The sequence below is a fragment of the Caballeronia sp. INDeC2 genome (genome assembly GCF_023631325.1).
GTDB lineage: Bacteria > Pseudomonadota > Gammaproteobacteria > Burkholderiales > Burkholderiaceae > Caballeronia.
In genome coordinates this window covers 97262-114593 of record NZ_JALQDG010000027.1, presented here as the reverse complement: position 1 = coordinate 114593, position 17332 = coordinate 97262, and the positions used below count along the sequence as shown (strand labels likewise).

At 66.1% G+C, this 17332-nt stretch carries 14 protein-coding genes; 11 read left to right on the top strand and 3 right to left on the bottom strand.

Features of this window, described 5'->3' with window-relative positions; all coding sequences use genetic code 11:
- Nucleotides 1–10: 10 nt before the first annotated feature.
- The 3 genes from NCS28_RS16095 to NCS28_RS16085 all read left to right on the top strand — a co-directional run bounded on the left by NCS28_RS16095 (nt 11) and on the right by NCS28_RS16085 (nt 3919).
- Nucleotides 11–1000 carry an FAD binding domain-containing protein gene (locus NCS28_RS16095; RefSeq protein WP_250514746.1) on the top strand — a complete coding sequence of 330 codons (990 nt, stop codon included), beginning with the start codon at nt 11–13 and terminating at the stop codon, nt 998–1000.
- Nucleotides 997–3219 (top strand): xanthine dehydrogenase family protein molybdopterin-binding subunit, encoded by a 2223-nt coding sequence (locus NCS28_RS16090; RefSeq protein WP_250514745.1) that lies wholly within the window; start codon nt 997–999, stop codon nt 3217–3219. The genes NCS28_RS16095 and NCS28_RS16090 overlap by 4 nt, the downstream gene beginning before the upstream one ends.
- Nucleotides 3220–3331: 112 nt before the next feature.
- Nucleotides 3332–3919: a nucleotidyltransferase family protein gene (locus NCS28_RS16085; RefSeq protein ID WP_250514744.1), complete on the top strand. Its 588-nt coding sequence runs from the start codon at nt 3332–3334 to the stop codon at nt 3917–3919.
- Between the two features lie 13 nt (nt 3920–3932).
- Here NCS28_RS16085 and NCS28_RS16080 read toward each other — a convergent pair whose 3' ends face one another.
- Nucleotides 3933–4643: a glycosyltransferase family 2 protein gene (locus NCS28_RS16080; RefSeq protein WP_250514743.1), complete on the bottom strand. Its 711-nt coding sequence runs from the start codon at nt 4641–4643 to the stop codon at nt 3933–3935.
- Between the two features lie 202 nt (nt 4644–4845).
- Here NCS28_RS16080 and NCS28_RS16075 point away from each other — a divergent pair, with 202 nt between their 5' ends.
- The 5 genes from NCS28_RS16075 to NCS28_RS16055 all read left to right on the top strand — a co-directional run bounded on the left by NCS28_RS16075 (nt 4846) and on the right by NCS28_RS16055 (nt 9737).
- On the top strand, nt 4846–6345 hold the full coding sequence (locus NCS28_RS16075; protein ID WP_250514742.1) for a UdgX family uracil-DNA binding protein: 1500 nt from the start codon (nt 4846–4848) through the stop codon (nt 6343–6345).
- Between the two features lie 120 nt (nt 6346–6465).
- Nucleotides 6466–6960 (top strand): hypothetical protein, encoded by a 495-nt coding sequence (locus NCS28_RS16070; protein ID WP_250514741.1) that lies wholly within the window; start codon nt 6466–6468, stop codon nt 6958–6960.
- A 309-nt stretch (nt 6961–7269) separates the two neighbouring features.
- Nucleotides 7270–7881, top strand: a complete 612-nt coding sequence (locus NCS28_RS16065) for a glycosyltransferase family 9 protein (RefSeq protein ID WP_250514740.1) — start codon at nt 7270–7272, stop codon at nt 7879–7881.
- Nucleotides 7882–7906: 25 nt separating this feature from the next.
- Complete coding sequence (locus NCS28_RS16060; RefSeq protein ID WP_174258043.1) at nt 7907–8068, top strand: hypothetical protein; 162 nt, start codon at nt 7907–7909, stop codon at nt 8066–8068.
- Between the two features lie 127 nt (nt 8069–8195).
- The gene (locus NCS28_RS16055; RefSeq protein WP_250515032.1) at nt 8196–9737 is read left to right on the top strand and encodes a methyl-accepting chemotaxis protein; all 1542 of its coding nucleotides are present in this window, start codon (nt 8196–8198) and stop codon (nt 9735–9737) included.
- Between the two features lie 9 nt (nt 9738–9746).
- Here the strand turns inward: NCS28_RS16055 and NCS28_RS16050 are convergent, their stop codons facing one another.
- Together NCS28_RS16050 and pdxR are read right to left on the bottom strand one after the other, a co-directional pair.
- On the bottom strand, nt 9747–10940 hold the full coding sequence (locus tag NCS28_RS16050) for a M20 aminoacylase family protein (protein WP_250514739.1): 1194 nt from the start codon (nt 10938–10940) through the stop codon (nt 9747–9749).
- A 134-nt stretch (nt 10941–11074) separates the two neighbouring features.
- Complete coding sequence (gene pdxR, locus NCS28_RS16045; protein WP_250514738.1) at nt 11075–12562, bottom strand: MocR-like pyridoxine biosynthesis transcription factor PdxR; 1488 nt, start codon at nt 12560–12562, stop codon at nt 11075–11077.
- A 131-nt stretch (nt 12563–12693) separates the two neighbouring features.
- On the opposite strand from pdxR, the gene gabT reads away from it, so the two are divergent.
- The 3 genes from gabT to NCS28_RS16030 all read left to right on the top strand — a co-directional run bounded on the left by gabT (nt 12694) and on the right by NCS28_RS16030 (nt 17006).
- On the top strand, nt 12694–13989 hold the full coding sequence (gabT, locus tag NCS28_RS16040) for a 4-aminobutyrate--2-oxoglutarate transaminase (RefSeq protein ID WP_350029796.1): 1296 nt from the start codon (nt 12694–12696) through the stop codon (nt 13987–13989).
- Nucleotides 13990–14196: 207 nt separating this feature from the next.
- Nucleotides 14197–15657, top strand: a complete 1461-nt coding sequence (locus tag NCS28_RS16035; protein ID WP_250514737.1) for an NAD-dependent succinate-semialdehyde dehydrogenase — start codon at nt 14197–14199, stop codon at nt 15655–15657.
- A 185-nt stretch (nt 15658–15842) separates the two neighbouring features.
- A complete protein-coding gene (locus tag NCS28_RS16030; RefSeq protein ID WP_250514736.1) occupies nt 15843–17006 on the top strand; it encodes a metallophosphoesterase in 1164 nt (387 codons plus the stop codon).
- Nucleotides 17007–17332: the final 326 nt, after the last annotated feature.

The window sequence follows — 17332 nt, the reverse complement described above, 5'->3', positions numbered from 1 at the left end:
GGAGACGCACATGGACGCGATCTCCTATCAGCGCGCCGCCGACATCGGTTCCGCGCTCTCGGCGGCGAGCCAGCCGGGCACGATGTTCATCGGCGGCGGCACGAATCTGCTCGATCTCATGAAAGGCGGCGTGATGCGGCCGGTGAGACTCGTCGACATTACACACATCGACGCGCTCGACGGCATCACCGCGCTGCCCGACGGCGGCCTGCGGCTCGGCGCGCTCGTGCGCAACAGCGACGCCGCAAACCACGCCTGGGTGCGCGAGCGCTATCCGCTCTTGTCGCAGGCGCTGCTCTCGGGGGCGTCGGCGCAATTGCGCAACATGGCGACCGTCGGCGGCAATCTGATGCAGCGCACGCGCTGCTCGTACTTCTATGACACCGGCTTTCCCCAGTGCAACAAGCGCGCGCCGGGCAGCGGGTGCGCGGCCATCGATGGCAACAATCGCATGCACGCGATTCTCGGCGCGAGCCGTCAATGCATCGCGACGAATCCATCCGACATGAACGTCGCGCTCGCCGCGCTCGATGCCGTGGTACGCGTCACCGGCCCGAACGGCGAGCGGACGATTCCGTTCGCGGAGTTTCATCGGCTGCCGGGCGAGCGGCCCGATCTCGACACAACCTTGCAGGCGGGCGAGCTGATCACGTCCGTCGATCTGCCGCCGCCGCTCTTCGCGGATCACTCGAAATATCTGAAGGTGCGCGACCGCGCGAGCTATGCGTTCGCGCTCGTGTCCGTCGCGGCGGCGTTGCAGATGGACGGCGACACCGTGAAAAGCGCGCGCATCGCGCTCGGCGGCGTCGCGCACAAGCCGTGGCGCGCGAACGCGACCGAACAGGCGCTCGCGGGCAAATCGCTCGACAAATCGACGCTGCAAACCGCCGCCGCGCTCGCCGTGCAGGGCGCGGCGCCGCAGCGCGACAACGCGTTCAAGGTCGCGCTCGCGCAGCGTGCGATCGTGCGCGCGCTTCAACAGGCAGGAGGTGTCGCATGACGTTCATCGGACAACCGCTCGATCGCACCGACGGCGTGCTGAAGGTCACCGGCCAGGCACGCTATTCGGCCGACAACACCGACGCGAAGCTCGCGCATGCGGTGCTCATCACGAGCACGGTCGCGAGCGGCCGCATCGCGTCGATCGACACGAGCCGCGCGCAATCCATGCCCGGCGTGCTGCTCGTGATGACGTATCAGAATGCGATGCGTCTGCCCAACGGCGGCGTCCCCGACGCGCAGCCGCCCGCCGTGCGCAAGTTGACGCTCCTGCAAACCAACCAAGTGCGTTACAGCAACGAGCCGGTGGCGGTCGTCGTCGCCGATTCGCTGGAGCACGCGCAAGGCGCCGCGCGTTACGTGGACGTGCGCTACGAAGCCGCGATGCCCAATGCCGATTTCGCGCACGCGAAGGCTTCCGCGTATCAGCCGGAAAAGATGATGGGGCGCGCGATCACGACGAAGCGCGGCGATGTCGACGCCGGCTTGCGGCAAGGCCCGACGCGCCTCGACGCCGTCTACACGACGCCCTACGAGCATCACAATCCGATGGAGCCGCACGCGACGGTCGCCCGCTGGGACGGTCCGAAGCTCACGCTCTACGACGCGACGCAAGGCGTATCGGGCGCGAAAAGCGCGGTGGCGAAGTTCTTCGGCATCTCCGAGGACGACGTGCGCGTGATCTGCCCGTTCGTCGGCGGCGGCTTCGGCTGCAAGGGCTCGGTGTGGTCGCACGTCGTGCTGGCGGCGATGGCGTCGAAGCAGACCGGCCGGCCCGTCAAGCTCGTTCTCGAGCGACCGCAGATGTTCGGCATGATCGGCAATCGCCCGTACACCGAGCAGCGCATCCAGGTCAGCGCGCGCGACGACGGCGTCATGACCGGCATGCGTCACGACGTCGTGTCGACCACCTCGACTTTCGAGGACTGGACCGAAAGCTCGGCCATCGTCACGCGCATGCTCTACGCGGTGCCGAACCAGTCGACGTCGCACAAGCTCGTGAAGCTCGACATCGGCACGCCGACCTTCATGCGCGCGCCCGGCGAGACGAGCGGCTCGTTCGCGCTCGAAACGGCAATGGACGAGATGGCGTATCAGCTGAAGATGGACCCGCTCGCGTTTCGCCTGAAGAACTACGCGAACATGGAGCCGCAGGAGAAGAAGCCCTGGTCGAGCAAGGCGCTGATGGAGTGCTACACGCGCGGCGCGGAAAAGTTCGGCTGGGCGCGACGCAGCGCAGCGCCGCGCTCGATGCGCGAGGGCAACACGCTCGTCGGCTGGGGCGTGGCGACGGCGACGTATCCGGCGAACCGCAGCGAGGCGTCGGCGGTCGCGCGCATCCTGCCCGACGGCACCGCGATGGTCGCTTCCGGCACGCAGGATCTCGGCACCGGCACCTACACGATCATGACGCAGGTTGCCGCCGATGCGCTCGGCTTTCCGCTCGATTACGTGCGCTTCGCGCTCGGCGACTCGTCGCTGCCGAAAGCGCCGGTGTCGGGCGGCTCGCAATCGGCGGCGAGCGTGTCGCCGGCGGTGCGCGCGGCATCCATGCAGGCGCGCGATCAGCTCATCGCGATGGCACTCGCGGATCGCGGATCGCCCGTCGCCGGACTCGCGCGCGAGGACGTAACGGTGTCCAACGGCTGGGTGGTGAGCGTGTCGAATCCGGACAAGCGCGATCCGGCGGCGGCGATCATCGCGCGCAACGGCGGCCGCGCGATCGAAGCCGTCGCGACGACGCGCCCCGGCGACGAGAAAAAGCAGTACTCGTTCCACTCGTTCGGCGCCGTGTTCGCGGAAGTGCATGTCGATGCGGACCTCGGCATCGTTCGCGTGCCGCGCATCGTCGGCGTGTACGACGTCGGCACGCTCTTCAACGAGAAGACGGCGCACAGTCAGTTGATGGGCGGCATCGTATGGGGCGTCGGCTCGGCGCTCTTCGAGAAAAGCGAGATGGATGCGCGCTACGGGCGCTACACCAACGCGAATCTCGCGGAGTATCACGTACCGGTGAACGCGGATATCGACATGCTGGATATTTCGTTCATCGGGCAGCCCGATCCGCACATCAATCCGCACGGCGCGCGGGGCATCGGCGAAATCGGGATAACGGGCGTGGCGGGCGCGCTCGGCAACGCGGTGTATCACGCGACGGGCGTGCGCGTGCGCGATCTGCCGATCACGCTCGACAAGGTATTGCCGCCGACGACGGCATGACGCGAAACGAAGCACGCGGCGGTTTTCGCGACCGTTGCGTGCTTTTTTTATGCTTGCGACGATCTTCGATGCGCCGCACAATCGCCATTCGATCCCCACACGAGCAGCCGCGATGACCTACTCGTCGAACGCGACCGGCATCCTGCTGGCGGCGGGTCTCGGCACCCGCTTCGATCCTTCCGGACGCCATAACAAACTGCTCGCCGCCCTTCCCGGCGGCACGCCCGTCGTGTTTCAATCGGCGCGCAGGCTGCTCGCGGTCGCCTCCGAAGTAATTGCGATAGTGCGGCCCGGCGCCGAAAAACTCGCCGATGTCCTGAACGAAGCGGGTTGCAATGTCATCTTCAGCATCGATGCCGAGCGCGGCATGGGCGCGACGCTCGGCGCGGCCGTGCGCGCAACGTCCGAAGCTGACGGCTGGCTCGTCGCGCTCGGCGACATGCCGTGGATCGAAGCCGCAACGTACGAGGCGGTCGCGCGGCAGCTCGACGCGGGCGCGGAACTCGTCGCGCCGTTTTATCAGGGCAAGCGCGGGCATCCGGCGGGATTCGGCATCGCGCATCGCGAGGCGCTCGCCGCGCTCGACGGCGATGCCGGCGCACGCGGCATCTTTTCGACGCACGCGCCGTTCGTCATCGAAGTCGACGATGCGAACGTGCTGCGTGATGTCGATTTGCCGGGCGATCTCGGGCAGATCTGACGCCCGGCCGCCTTCACGCCGCGATAGCCACCGAATCGGCTGAATCCGTGCCGTCGGCGCCGATGGGCAGATAACGCCTGCTGACTTCCAGCAGCGTCGCGCCGAATCCCTTCTTCGCCCGAAAATCCGTCCTCGCGCTCGTCACCACGCGCGGCGACGCGCTCCATTCGATCTTCGCGCCGCTCGCGACCAACGCCTCGACGAGCGCCACATCCTCGCTCGTTTCCAGCGGCGCGAACCCGCCCGCCTGCACGTACGCCTTCGCCGACACGCCCAGGTTCGCACCATGAATATGCCGATGCCCGTCCGCGTCGGTGTACGTGCGGCCGAAGTGCTCGCGCACCGCGCCGATATGCGGCGACCAGTCATGCACGCCGATCACGCCACACACGGCGTCCGCGCAGCAATCGAGCTGACGCACGAGCCAGTCTTCGGCGACGGTCGTATCGGCGTCGGTGAATGCGAGCCAGCGCGCCCCCAGCGCCAGCGCCCGCTCCGCGCCATGCGCGCGCGCCATGCCGACGTTGCGCGCATCGATGCACGACACCTCCGCCCCCAGCACCCGCGCGATGTCCGCGGTTTCATCGACGCAACTGTCGGCGACGACGATCACGCGCGTCGTCTCGCCGAGCAACTGGTGATGATCCGCCGCGCGACGCGCAGCCGCCACGCACGCGCCGATATGCGCGGCTTCGTTGTGAGCGGGAATGACGATGGCAAGCATTGGCGGCTCCGTGAGTAAGTGTGTCCGCAGGCAATCGAGCGCCGCGACGGATCGATTTCAGCAATGAGCGTTCCCATATCGTTCGGCAGGCGGCGCGCCCTGTGTGAAAGGGCACGATCCCCGCCAAATAGTTGCCGGAAAGCGCTCGGCGTCGCTAGAATCACTGTATGGATATACAGTACTTTTCCGATTCCGCCCGCCGATGAAATGCGTCACCATCGATCCGTCGTTTGCCGACTGGCGTTCCAAGGCGCGCGCGCTTCTCATGGAGGGCGCGGAGCCCGCGCACGTGCAGTGGCTCGAAACCGATGCCTCGGCCACGGTGTTCGGCTCTATCGTTCCATCCGCGTCCGGCTCGGTGGATCCGAACGCGAAGAAGCCCGTCAGGGTCGCGGGCAAATTCCTCGCCATGCTCGAAACGGCGGCGTGCTATCGCGTGCCGGATCGCTGGCCGTTTCTCTACAAGGCGCTGTGGCGCTGGACGCAGGGCGACCGCGCGATCGCATCGCCGGACGACGCGGACGGTCATCGACTGCGCCGGATGATCGAATCGGTCGAGGCGGAGGAGCGCGAGATGCGCAGCAAACTGCGCTTCCGGCATCGCGATTCGTCACTCGGGCCGCCCGAATTCATCAGCTGGTTCGAGCCGGTGCACGACCTGCTGGAGCACGCCGCGCTGCATTTCGCCAGCCGCATGGGCAGCGCCACGTGGATGATCGCCACGCCGCACGGCGCCGCCTTCTGGGACGGCGCGCTGTTGCGCGTGGACCGCACGAGCGAGCCGGAGGAAAAGCCGATGGATTTCGGCGACACCGCCATGAGCGGCGAAGCGGTGAGCGGCGACGCCATCGAGGCGCTCTGGCTCGCGTACTACGAAAGCACTTTCGCGCCCGCGCAGGCGAACGCCGCCGAAATGGCGTCGCATATGCCGGTGCGCTACTGGAAAAGCCCGCCGAACGCGCGCACCGATCCCGCGCTGATCTCCCGCGCCGATCCCTATTCGCGGCGCGATCGCCATCCGCGCAGCGTGCCGCCCGAAATGGAAGTGGCCATCAACACGGATCTGGAGCCGATCAAGGGCACGTTGCTGACGGAGCCGCCGTCGCTCGACGCGTGCAAGCGCTGCGCGCTCTGGCGCAACGCGACGCAGGCCGTGCCGGGCGTCGGCCCCGCCGGGGCGCGCGTGATGCTGGTCGGCGAGCAGCCCGGCGATCAGGAAGATCGCGAGGGCAAGCCGTTCGCCGGTGCGGCGGGCGCGCTGCTCGACGAACTGCTCGCCGAGGCCGCGCTTGCCCGCGAATCGCTCTATCTGACGAACGCGGTGAAGCACTTCAAGTGGGAAGCGCACGGCGAGGAACGCGCGCATCTCGCGCCCGCGCAGCGCGAACGCGAGGCCTGCCGATACTGGCTGGAGGAAGAACTGAAGCGCGTCGCACCGAAAGCCGTCGTCGCGCTCGGGGCAACGGCGCTGAAGGCGCTCACGGGGCATCGCACGGCGCTGTCCGAGTATCTCGGCAAGACCATCGAACATCAGGGGCGCATTATCGTGCCGACCTATCACCCGTCGTATCTGATGCGCCTGACCGACGAAAAAGTGCGCGCGGAAGTCTTCGGGACGATCGTCGAGGCGCTCGTCTTCGCGCAGCAGATCGCGGACGGCACCGCGACCATCCGCACGCCGGTCGGGGACCGGACGCGCTAAATGCAACAGGACGAAACAGGACGAAACAAGAAGAAAGCGTCGTCAACGTTCCTGTAAGCCGCGCGTTATACCGGTGTCGCGCCGCTCTGGCGCTTACCGATGGTCCCGACGACAACCTCCATGGCCGCTCTCCCGCTCGAAGAACTCCGCCATCAGCAATCCAACGTCGCGCTCGTGCCGAAATCGGCGGGGCAATTGCAGACCGAACGCGAGCGCATCATCGCGCGTCTGCAATTGCTGTTGAACGTGACCATCGCGGTGGCGCTTGCAGGCGTCGCGCTCATCGCGTGGCTGCCGTTCTCGCCGGTGCCGCACGAATTCCGCTTCGGCGTGCAGGAAGTGCTCGGCGTCGCCGTGTTCGCGTCGTGCCTGTTCATCCTGCACGAACGCGCCGAACTGGAACTCGGCCTGTACGACTACGAACCGGTCGAACAGACGACGCAAGGCGAATTGCGCGCGCTGCTGCATCGGGTGCCGGAAGGCACGTCGTATCAGCAGGCGCTCGCCGCGGACGAGCGCACGTTCGTGACCGGCGAAGTCGAGCGCATCCGCCGCCGCGCCGAAGCGTTCACGCCGAAGACGCTGCCCGCCGACGACGGCAACACGGAAACCTGAACGCCCGCTCGCCGCGCAAAGTCCGAAAGCAGTATGAAAGCCGCCGCCCTCGCACCGCGAGGCGGCGGCTTTTTACATCGACTCTGGAAATGCTCGCGCCTTGACGAGCGCCGCCGCGCCTCCTTCAATACGTGACAGATGCCGAAACCGACGGTCAAACTGTCACGGTTCGGGACGCAATCCGTGTTCGCTGCATGCGCCTTCAGGCAGAACGCGCCGACAACGCCCTGGGCATGGCGGGTGCTTGCCAGCGCTGGCCCCGCGGATTTGCGGACATCGAACGTGGCCACACCACTTGCAGGAGCCAGGATGCGAGCCAATCCCTTTTCCACGTTGACCGACGACCTCGCGACCGCGCTCGTCCCCGACGCGCCGAGCGTGGTTCCGTGCGCGGACGCCGCGCCGCCGCCCGCCGCCGATCGCGACGAAGCCGGCGCCTACGACGAGCTCGCCGCATTCCACGGCATCGAGCGCGAGCGCCTGGTGCTGATTCATCCGGGCAGCCATCACGCCGTGCCCGCATGGCCCGCGCAACGTTATGCCGATGTCGCCGACCAGCTCGCCGCCGATGGCTGGCAGATCGCCATCGTCGGCGACGCGCCCGATCCCGAGCGCACCGCCGGCGTGCTCGGCGCGATGCAGACGGCCGCGCTCTTTCTCGCGGGCGCCGTCGCGCCGGCCGCGCTGCCGCGCCTGATCGCCAACGCGCGCCTGCTCGTGTCCGACGACGCCGCCGCGTCATCGCCCGTCGCCGCGGCCCGCGGGCTCGGCACGCCGCATATCGTGCTCGACGAACATCCGCGCGACACCGGCAGCGACGCGATCGTCGCACGCGCCCGCGCCGCGCTCTCGACCATCGGCGACGCGCATCCGGGCGAGCCGTTCACGCTGCACATGCCGGCGACGCACGAGTCCTTGTAACGCTGCTCACCTTGCGGGGAACATCATGAAATTCGACATGCAGACCAGTCCCGTTCCGGATCCCATCGCGGACCCGAACCGCGATCCGGAAGCCGATCCGCTCACGCCGCCTTCGCCGGGTCATCGCCCGGACGAGCCGCAGCATCCCGACGCGCCGCCCGACAAGGATCCGATCCGCCGTCTCTGATCCGGCGCGTTCCCTACGGGAATTCCCGCCCTACATCCGCCGCCCTCGCCTGCCGTAAAGCGGGCATGCGGCGGCGTGCGCCGTCGCACCAGACAACGCAAAGAGGCGACGGCGCAACATGAACAGAATGACGTTGAACAAGAAGCTCGGCTCGCTGATCGCCGTACTGTGGATCGGCCTGATTTCGATCGGGATCATCGGGGCGTGGCAGAACCGAACGTCGATGATCGATGACCGCAAGGAGCAGTTGAAGACCCTCGTCAACGAGGCGCACGCCGTCACGGCGCACTACGCCGCGCTTGCCGCGAACAAGACGCTCACCGAAGAGGAAGCGAAAAAGCGCGCGCTCGAAGTGGTCGGCGCGATTCGCTACGGCACGGACGGCTATCTGTCCATCAACGATTCGCATCCGACGATGGTGATGCATCCGATCAAGCCGGCCATGAACGGGAAGGATCTGTCGACCTATACGGATCCGGCGGGCAATCGCCTGTTCGTCGATATCGTGAAGGCGGGCGATCAGCCGGGCGGCGGCTTCATCAGCTATCTGTGGCCGAAGCCCGGCAGCGACAAGCCGGTCGGCAAGCTCTCCTACGCGCAGCGTTTTGCGCAGTGGGACTGGTATCTCGTCACCGGCATGTACATGGACGACGTGCAGAGCGCGTTCTGGGCGAGCGCGCTGCGCTGGCTCGCGATCACGGCGGTGCTCGGCGGCATCGCAACGGCCGCGATGCTGATCGTCCTGCGCAGCATCCGGCGCAATCTGGGCGGCGAGCTGGAACTCGCGGTCGACGCGGCGCATCGCATCGCGCGCGGCGATTTGACGAGCGCCGTCGACGTCCATCCGAACGACACGACGAGCCTTCTGCATGCGTTGAGCATCATGCAGCGCGGCCTCGTCGAGACGGTCTCGCGCGTGCGCAACGGCACGGAGAACATCAACGTGGGCGCGTCGGAGATCGCGTCGGGCAATACCGACCTGTCGCAGCGCACCGAGGAGCAGGCCGCGGCGCTGGTGCAGACCGCGTCGAGCATGGACCAGATGACCGCCAACGTGAAGAACAACGCGGAAAGCGCGGCGCAGGCGGCGCGGCTCGCGGAACAGGCGGCGGATGTGGCGACGCGCGGCAGCGGGGTCGTCGACGACGTGATCGACACGATGACGCGCATCACGGCGAGCTCGCAGCAGATCGGCGACATCATCGGCGTGATCGACGGCATCGCGTTCCAGACGAACATCCTCGCGCTCAACGCGGCCGTCGAAGCGGCGCGCGCGGGCGAACAGGGACGCGGCTTCGCGGTCGTGGCGGCCGAAGTGCGCAGCCTGGCGCAGCGCTCGGCGACGGCGGCCAAGGAGATCAAGGCGCTCATCGAGACATCGACGCAGACGGTGCAGCAAGGCGCGTCGCTCGTGACGAACGCGGGCGCGACGATGACCGAGATCGTGCAATCGGTGCGCCGCGTGAACGAGATTCTCGACGAGATCAGCCACGCGTCGCGCGAGCAGAGCGCGGGCATCGAGCAAGTGAATCGCGCGGTCGTCGAGATGGATCAGGTGACGCAGCAGAACGCCGCGCTCGTCGAAGAGGCGGCCGCCGCCGCGCATTCGCTGAAGGATCAGGTGGATGTGCTGCGCGAGGCGATCGGGAGTTTCAGGCTGCCGGCGTAAGGCTTCCGATCACGCGAGGAATCGTTCGACGAGCCGCGCCCAGTATGCCGCGCCGATCGGCAGATTCTTGTCGTTGAAATCGTAGTGCGGGTTGTGGACCATGCAGCCGTCCTCGCCCGCACCGTTGCCTAGGCGAAGGAACGAGCCGGGCCGCTGCTGCAGCATGAACGCGAAATCTTCGCTGCCCATCAGCAGATCCGCCTGCGCGACGACGTTTTGCTCGCCGACCAGTTCGCGCGCCACCTGAATCGCGAACTCCGTTTCCGCATCCGAATTGACGACGACCGGATAGCCCTCCAGATACTTCACCGTCGCCGTCGCGCCGTAGCTCACGGCCTGCGATTCGACCAGTTCCTTGATGCGGCGCTTCAGCAGTTCGCGCACCTGGCGGTCGAACGAGCGCACCGAGAGTTCGAGCGTCGCGCGGCTGGGGATAACGTTGTTCACCGTTCCGGCGTGCATCGAACCGACGGTGACGACGGCGGGCTGCGCCGGATCGACATTGCGCGCGACGATCGTCTGCAGCGCCATCACGATGCTCGCCGTCACGACGACCGGATCGACCGAGAGATGCGGCCGCGCCGCGTGCCCGCCGACGCCTTCGATCACAATCGACACCTGATCGCCCGCCGCCATGAACGGTCCCTTGCGGAACAGGAACGTGCCGGGTTGCGCGCCGGGATGGTTGTGCACGCCGAAGACGGCATCGCAATCGAATCGTTCGAACAGGCCTTCCTCGATCATCTTCTGCGCGCCGCTCGGCACACCGTGCTCTTCCGCCGGCTGAAAATACAGATGCACCGTGCCGCTGAAGCGGCGCGTGCGCGCGAGATGGCGCGCGGCGCCGAGCAGCATCGTCGTATGGCCGTCGTGGCCGCACGCGTGCATCTTGCCGTGCGTCTCGCTTGCGTAGGGCTTGCCGGTCTGCTCGATGATCGGCAGCGCGTCCATGTCCGCGCGCAGTCCAATGCTCTTCGTGCCGTCGCCCGCCTTCAACATGCCGACGACGCCCGTGCCGCCGACGCCGCGCGTCACCTGCCAGCCCCACTCTTCCAGCCGGTCAGCGACGAGCGCCGCGGTGCGCGTCTCCTCGTAGGACAGCTCCGGATGACGGTGGATGTCGTGGCGAATCTCGCGCAGCGAGGGCGCGTCGTCGGAGAGATCGGCGATGACGGTGAAGTGTTGGTCGGAGGAAGTCGTCATGGGGAAGCCTTTGCTGAGATGATGCGGATACGTGGAAAACGGCGCACATGATCCTCCACATGCGCCGCGCTTGCCAGTTCCCCGTGCGATTTTTTTGGATCGACGAAAGCCGATCGTGAAGTTTCGCCCGTTTTCTAGCCCAGGAACCGATCGATCACCCCCGCCAATTTCCCGAACGCCGATCCGATCTCCTCATCCGGCACGCACGCATACCCGATCAGCAAACCCGATTCCGCATCCGGCCGACGCGCATAGTACCCCGACAACGGCCGCACGACGATATCCTCGGCGAGCGCCGCTGCGGCGAGCGCGCGATCATCGACATGCTGGGGAAGCTTCAAAACGAGATGCAGCCCCGCGTCGCCGCCCGCGATCGCGAGCGTATTGCCGTAACGCCCGGCGATCGTCGCGAGCATCGCGTCGCGGCGCTGGCCGTAGAGTGCGCGCATCCGCCGGATATGCGAAGTGAAATGGCCCTGCTCGATGAACTCCGCAAGCACCGCCTGCTGCAATAGCTGCCCTTCGCGATACAGCTCCGCGCTCGCCGTCGCGAAGCTGTCCGCGAGCGCTTCCGGCACGACCACATAGCCGATCCGAAGCCCCGGAAACAGCGTCTTGCCGAAGCTGCCTACATAGATCACCTGCCCCGCCGGATCCATGCCCTGCAGCGACGCGAGCGGCCGGCTGCCATAGCGGAACTCGCTGTCGTAATCGTCCTCGATGATCCAGCAGCAGTGCTGACGCGCGTATTCGAGCAGCATGCGGCGGCGCGCGAGGCTCATCACCATGCCGAGCGGATATTGATGCGACGGCGTGACGAGCATGAGCTTCGGCGGCGACGCGATGTCGGCGGGCGTCGGCGCGATGCCTTCCGAATCGACGGGAATCGCCTTCAGATCGAGCCCCGACACCTGCAACACGCTGCGCACGCCCCAGTAGCACGGATCCTCGGTCCAGATCGTGTCGCCCGAATCGGCGAGCAGGCGCGCGGCGAGATCGATCGACTGATGGATGCCCGTCGTCACGACGATCTGCTCCGGCGTGCAGCGCACCGAGCGCGACGTGCGCAGATAGTGCGCGAGCGCGTGGCGCAGGCCCGCGTGGCCGCCGCCCGGCGCGTACGTGAGCAGGTCCGGCAGCGGCTTGCGCCAGTATTTCGCGTGCAGCCGGTTCCACACGCGCGACGGAAAGCGGGACACGTCCGGCACGCCCGGCATGAACGCCCCGCCCTGGCGCTTCGACACGCCCGCGCCCGAGATCAGCCGCGCGCCGCGCGTGGACAGCGTCGAGTGCGCATCGGCGGAAGCGGCGGCCGCGGGCGGCGCATCGTCGAACAGGATTTCGTCGGGCGCGCTGTCCGCGACGAACGTGCCGCGCCCCGTCGCCGACGAAACGTAGCCTTCGAGCGCAAGCTGCTCGTAGACCTGCGTCACGGTATTGCGCCCGACGCCCAATTCCGCCGCTAGCAGCCTCGACGACGGCACTTTCGCGCCCGCCCCGAGCTCACGCGTCAGGATCGCCTGCTGCAAGAGCCGGTGCAATTGCCGGTAGATCGGCTGGCCATTGCTGCGGTCGAGGCGCTGCGCCAGCCAGTCGGAAAGCACGCTCGCGCGGTTGGACATCGAATTGGCTCCTATAGATTTATTGAAATGGCTCTGAACTTGAGGGCCAAATCTTACTATAGTCGTCTTTAAATTCAGTCGGCCGATGCGGCCACCATCGACATGCGCTCTCGCGCGAAGGAGATTTCCCTGTGAGCACCAACCTCAAGAACGCCGACCTGCACGCCCGCAAGAATGCCGCGACCCCGCGCGGCGTGGGCGTGATGTGCGATTTCTACGCGGCGCGCGCCGAGAACGCGGAACTGTGGGACGTCGAGGGCCGCCGCTTCATCGACTTCGCAGCGGGCATCGCGGTGTGCAACACGGGGCATCGACATCCGAAGATCGTCGAGGCGATCCGCGCGCAACTCGACTGTTTCACGCACACCGCGTATCAGATCGTGCCGTACGAGTCGTATGTGTCGCTCGCAGAGAAGATCAGCGCCCGCGCGCCCGGTTCGCACGCGAAGAAGACGGCGTTTTTCACGACCGGCGCGGAAGCCGTCGAGAACGCGGTGAAGATCGCGCGCGCGGCGACGGGCCGTCCCGGCGTTATCGCGTTCACGGGCGGTTTCCACGGCCGCACGCTGATGGGCATGGCGCTCACCGGCAAGGTCGCGCCGTACAAGATCGGCTTCGGGCCGTTCCCGTCGGACGTCTACCACGCGCCGTTCCCGAACGCGCTACACGGCGTGTCGGTTGCGGATTCGCTGCGCGCGATCGAACATCTGTTCAAGGCGGACATCGAGCCGACGCGCGTCGCCGCAATGATCTTCGAGCCGGTGCAGGGCGAAGGCGGCTTCAATGCGGCGCCGGCGGAGTTCGTGCGCGGCCTGCGCAAGATCTGCGACGAGCAGGGCATTCTGCTCATCGCAGATGAAGTGCAGACCGGCTTCGCGCGCACCGGCAAGCTTTTCGCGATGGAGCATCACGGCGTCGTGCCGGATCTGATGACGATTGCAAAGTCGCTGGCGGGCGGCATGCCGTTGTCGGGCGTCGTCGGGCGCGCGGAGATCATGGATGCGGCCGCGCCCGGCGGTCTCGGCGGCACGTATGCGGGCAATCCGCTGGCGGTGGCGGCGGCGCACGCGGTGCTCGATGTCATCGACGACGAAAAGCTCTGCGAGCGGGCGACTGTGCTTGGCGACAAACTCAAAGCGAAGCTCGAAGCGCTCAAGGCTGATGTGCCGCAGATCGCCGATGTGCGAGGGCCTGGGGCGATGATTGCCGTCGAGTTCTGCAAGCCCGGTTCGCATGATGCGGATGCGGCGTTTGCCAAGCGCGTGCAGGCGCGCGCGTTGGAGCGCGGGTTGTTGCTGCTGGTGTGCGGGGTTTATTCGAACGTCGTTCGGTTCTTGTTTCCGCTCACTATTCAGGAGCCTGTTTTCGATGAGGCTGTTGGGATTCTCGAAGACGTGCTTGTTGAGACGGTTGGTGTTGCGGTTTGATTTTTTTTGATGTTTTTATGCGCGAGGCGCAGAGTTTGATGCCTCGCGTGTTTGTTTTGTTTGATTTGCGTGGGTTTTCGTGGAAGCCTGTTTTCGTGTCGGTCTATTGGTTCTGCCCCTCCCCGGGGCAGTGCTAATAAATCAAAGACAAAACGGGATCCGGCGACAAACAAAACCGCCCAACCTCAAAAAAGGACTCGCAAGACCATGAGCTTGAAGAACCAACTAAAGGACCCGACGCTACTGCGTCACGCGGCCTACATCGACGGTGAATGGCAACAAGCCGACACCGGCGAGACATTCGAAGTCGTCAACCCCGCGACCGGCGAATCCCTGGGCCCAGTACCCAAAATGGGCGCAAACGAAACGCGCCGAGCCATCGATGCCGCCAACACCGCATGGCCCGCATGGCGCAAGAAAACCGCAAAAGAACGCGCAATCATCCTGCGCCGCTGGTTCGACCTGATGATGGCGAACGCCGACGATCTCGCGCTCATCCTCACGACCGAGCAAGGCAAGCCGCTCGCCGAAGCAAAGGGCGAAATCACGTACGCGGCATCGTTCATCGAATGGTTCGCGGAAGAAGGCAAGCGCGTCGCCGGCGACACGCTCGCGACCCCCGCCGCCGACAAGCGCATCGTCGTGACGAAGGAGCCGATCGGCGTATGCGCCGCGATCACGCCGTGGAACTTCCCGGCCGCGATGATCACGCGCAAGGTCGGCCCGGCGCTCGCAGCGGGTTGTCCGATCGTCGTGAAGCCCGCCGAAGCGACGCCCTTCTCCGCGTTCGCGATGGCCGTGCTCGCCGAGCGCGCGGGCCTGCCGAAGGGCGTGCTCAACATCCTCACCGGCGACCCGAAGGCCATCGGCGGCGAAATGACGGGCAACCCTGTCGTACGCAAGCTGTCGTTCACCGGCTCGACCGCCGTGGGCCGCTTGCTCATGGCGCAAAGCGCGCCGACGGTCAAGAAGGTGACGCTGGAACTCGGCGGCAACGCGCCGTTCATCGTGTTCGACGACGCCGATCTCGACGCCGCCGTGGAAGGCGCGATTGCATCGAAGTATCGCAACAGCGGACAGACTTGCGTGTGCACGAACCGCTTCTACGTGCACGAGCGCGTCTACGATGCGTTCGCGCAAAAACTGGCGGCCGCGGTCGGCAACCTCAAGGTCGGACTCGGCACCGAAAGCGGCGTGGCGCTCGGACCGCTCATCAACGAAGCGGCCGTGCAGAAGGTTGAATCGCATATCGAGGATGCGCTCGCAAAAGGCGCCGCGCTCACGACGGGCGGCAAGCGTCACGCGCTCGGTCACGGCTTTTTCGAGCCGACCGTGCTGACCGGCGTCACGCCCGACATGAAAGTCGCGAAAGAGGAAACGTTCGGGCCGCTCGCGCCGATTTTCAAATTTTCATCCGACGATGAAGTCGTGCGCCTCGCCAACGACACCGAGTTCGGTCTCGCGGCGTACTTCTATAGCCGCGACATCGGCCGCATCTGGCGCGTGGCCGAAGCGCTCGAATACGGCATGGTGGGCATCAACACCGGCCTGATCTCGAACGAAGTGGCGCCGTTCGGCGGCGTCAAGCAGTCGGGACTCGGGCGCGAAGGCTCGCATTACGGCATCGACGATTACGTCGTCATCAAGTATCTCTGCATGGCGGTTTGATCGCGCGTCGTGCTTGTGAAGTGAGAGAAGCCTCGACACTCGTGTCGGGGCTTTTTGTTTCCGGTCCGCCGAAAACGAATGGTCGAGGGCATGCGCGGCGTCGAACCGTTAGAATCGGTTCCATATCCAGCACGGGCGCACGCTGCCCGTCTTCCCGCCGCTTCTTCGATCCCTCCAGGAGCGCTATGCGACGCTCGGCATTCTTTCTCCGCTTCATCGGCATCGGCGTTCTGTTTCATATCTATGTCGGCGTGCGGCTCATCCCGGACGCGCCCGTCGGCCTGACGCTCAAGGTGCTGGCGGCGGTCGTGCTCGCGGTATCGGTCATCGTCATTCCACTTGGCATGGCGGCCCGGCAGATCGAACCGCAGTCGCTCGCGGATCGCCTGGCGTGGCTCGGGCTGACCGCGCTGGGCTTTTTCTCGTCGCTGCTTTTATTGACCTTCGCTCGCGACGTGATTCTGTTCTTCGTACATCTCGTCGACTGGATGCGCGGCGCGCCCGTCGGATCGCCGGCGTTCGTCGCCGATAGCGCGCTCGCCGTGCCGCTGCTGGCCGTGCTGTTCTCGGCGATCGGCTTCTACAACGCGCGGCGGCGCGCGCCCATCGTGAGCGTGGATGTGCCCATCGATAATCTGCCCGCCGCGCTAGACGGCTTCACGATCGCGCAGATCAGCGACATCCACGTCGGACCGACGATCAAACGTCACTATGTGGAACGCATCGTGGCGGCCGTGAACGGGCTCGAACCGGATCTGATCGCCGTGACGGGCGATGTCGTCGACGGCACCGTGCCTAATCTCGCCGATCACACGCGCCCGCTCGCGGGCCTGAGCGCGCGGCACGGCACGTTTCTCGTGACCGGGAATCACGAGTATTACTCGGGCGCGGACAAGTGGATCGCCGAATTCCGGCGACTGGGTTTGACGGTGCTGCTCAATCAGCATGTCGTGCTGAATCACGACGGCGCACAGGCCGTTGTCGCGGGCGTCACGGATTACGGCGCGGGCAGTTTCGATCCGGCGCATCGCAGCGATCCCGCGAAGGCGATCAGCGGCGCCCCCGACGATGCCACCGTGCGCGTGCTGCTCGCGCATCAGCCGCGCAGCGCCACGGCAGCGGCCGAAGCGGGCTTCACGCTGCAGCTTTCGGGACATACGCATGGCGGGCAGTTTTTGCCCTGGAATTTTTTTGTGCGATTGCAGCAGCCGTTTGTGGCGGGGTTGGTGAAGTTTAATGGGCTTTGGGTCTATACGAGCCGGGGGACGGGGTATTGGGGACCGCCGAAGCGGTTGGGGGCGCCGTCGGAGATTACGTTGGTGCGCCTAGTGGCGGCGACGGGTGGGTGACGGGAGAGGGGTAAAAAAGGTTCTGCGCGGACTTACGGGGAAAAGGCGGCTGTCGATTTGTAGTGGCGCGTCAACCACGGAGCGCATTCTGGCGCAGCTTTAACACATGGCAGACGGTCTGCGAGTTGGCCTGGAGGGCGAGAGTTCGGTCTTTGCCGACGTTGGAGCGCCGGCCATCGCGAGGCAGTTTGCGGCGTTTTCCACCGTTCGCGCTTTCGTAGCCTCGAATGTCATAGCAACGCTAATGAATGAGTATTTGCGGCCCTGAGCGGCAAGCCGCAATGCGCGCACGCAGGCGTTCGACTAGGTTCGCTCTCGGAGTTTGA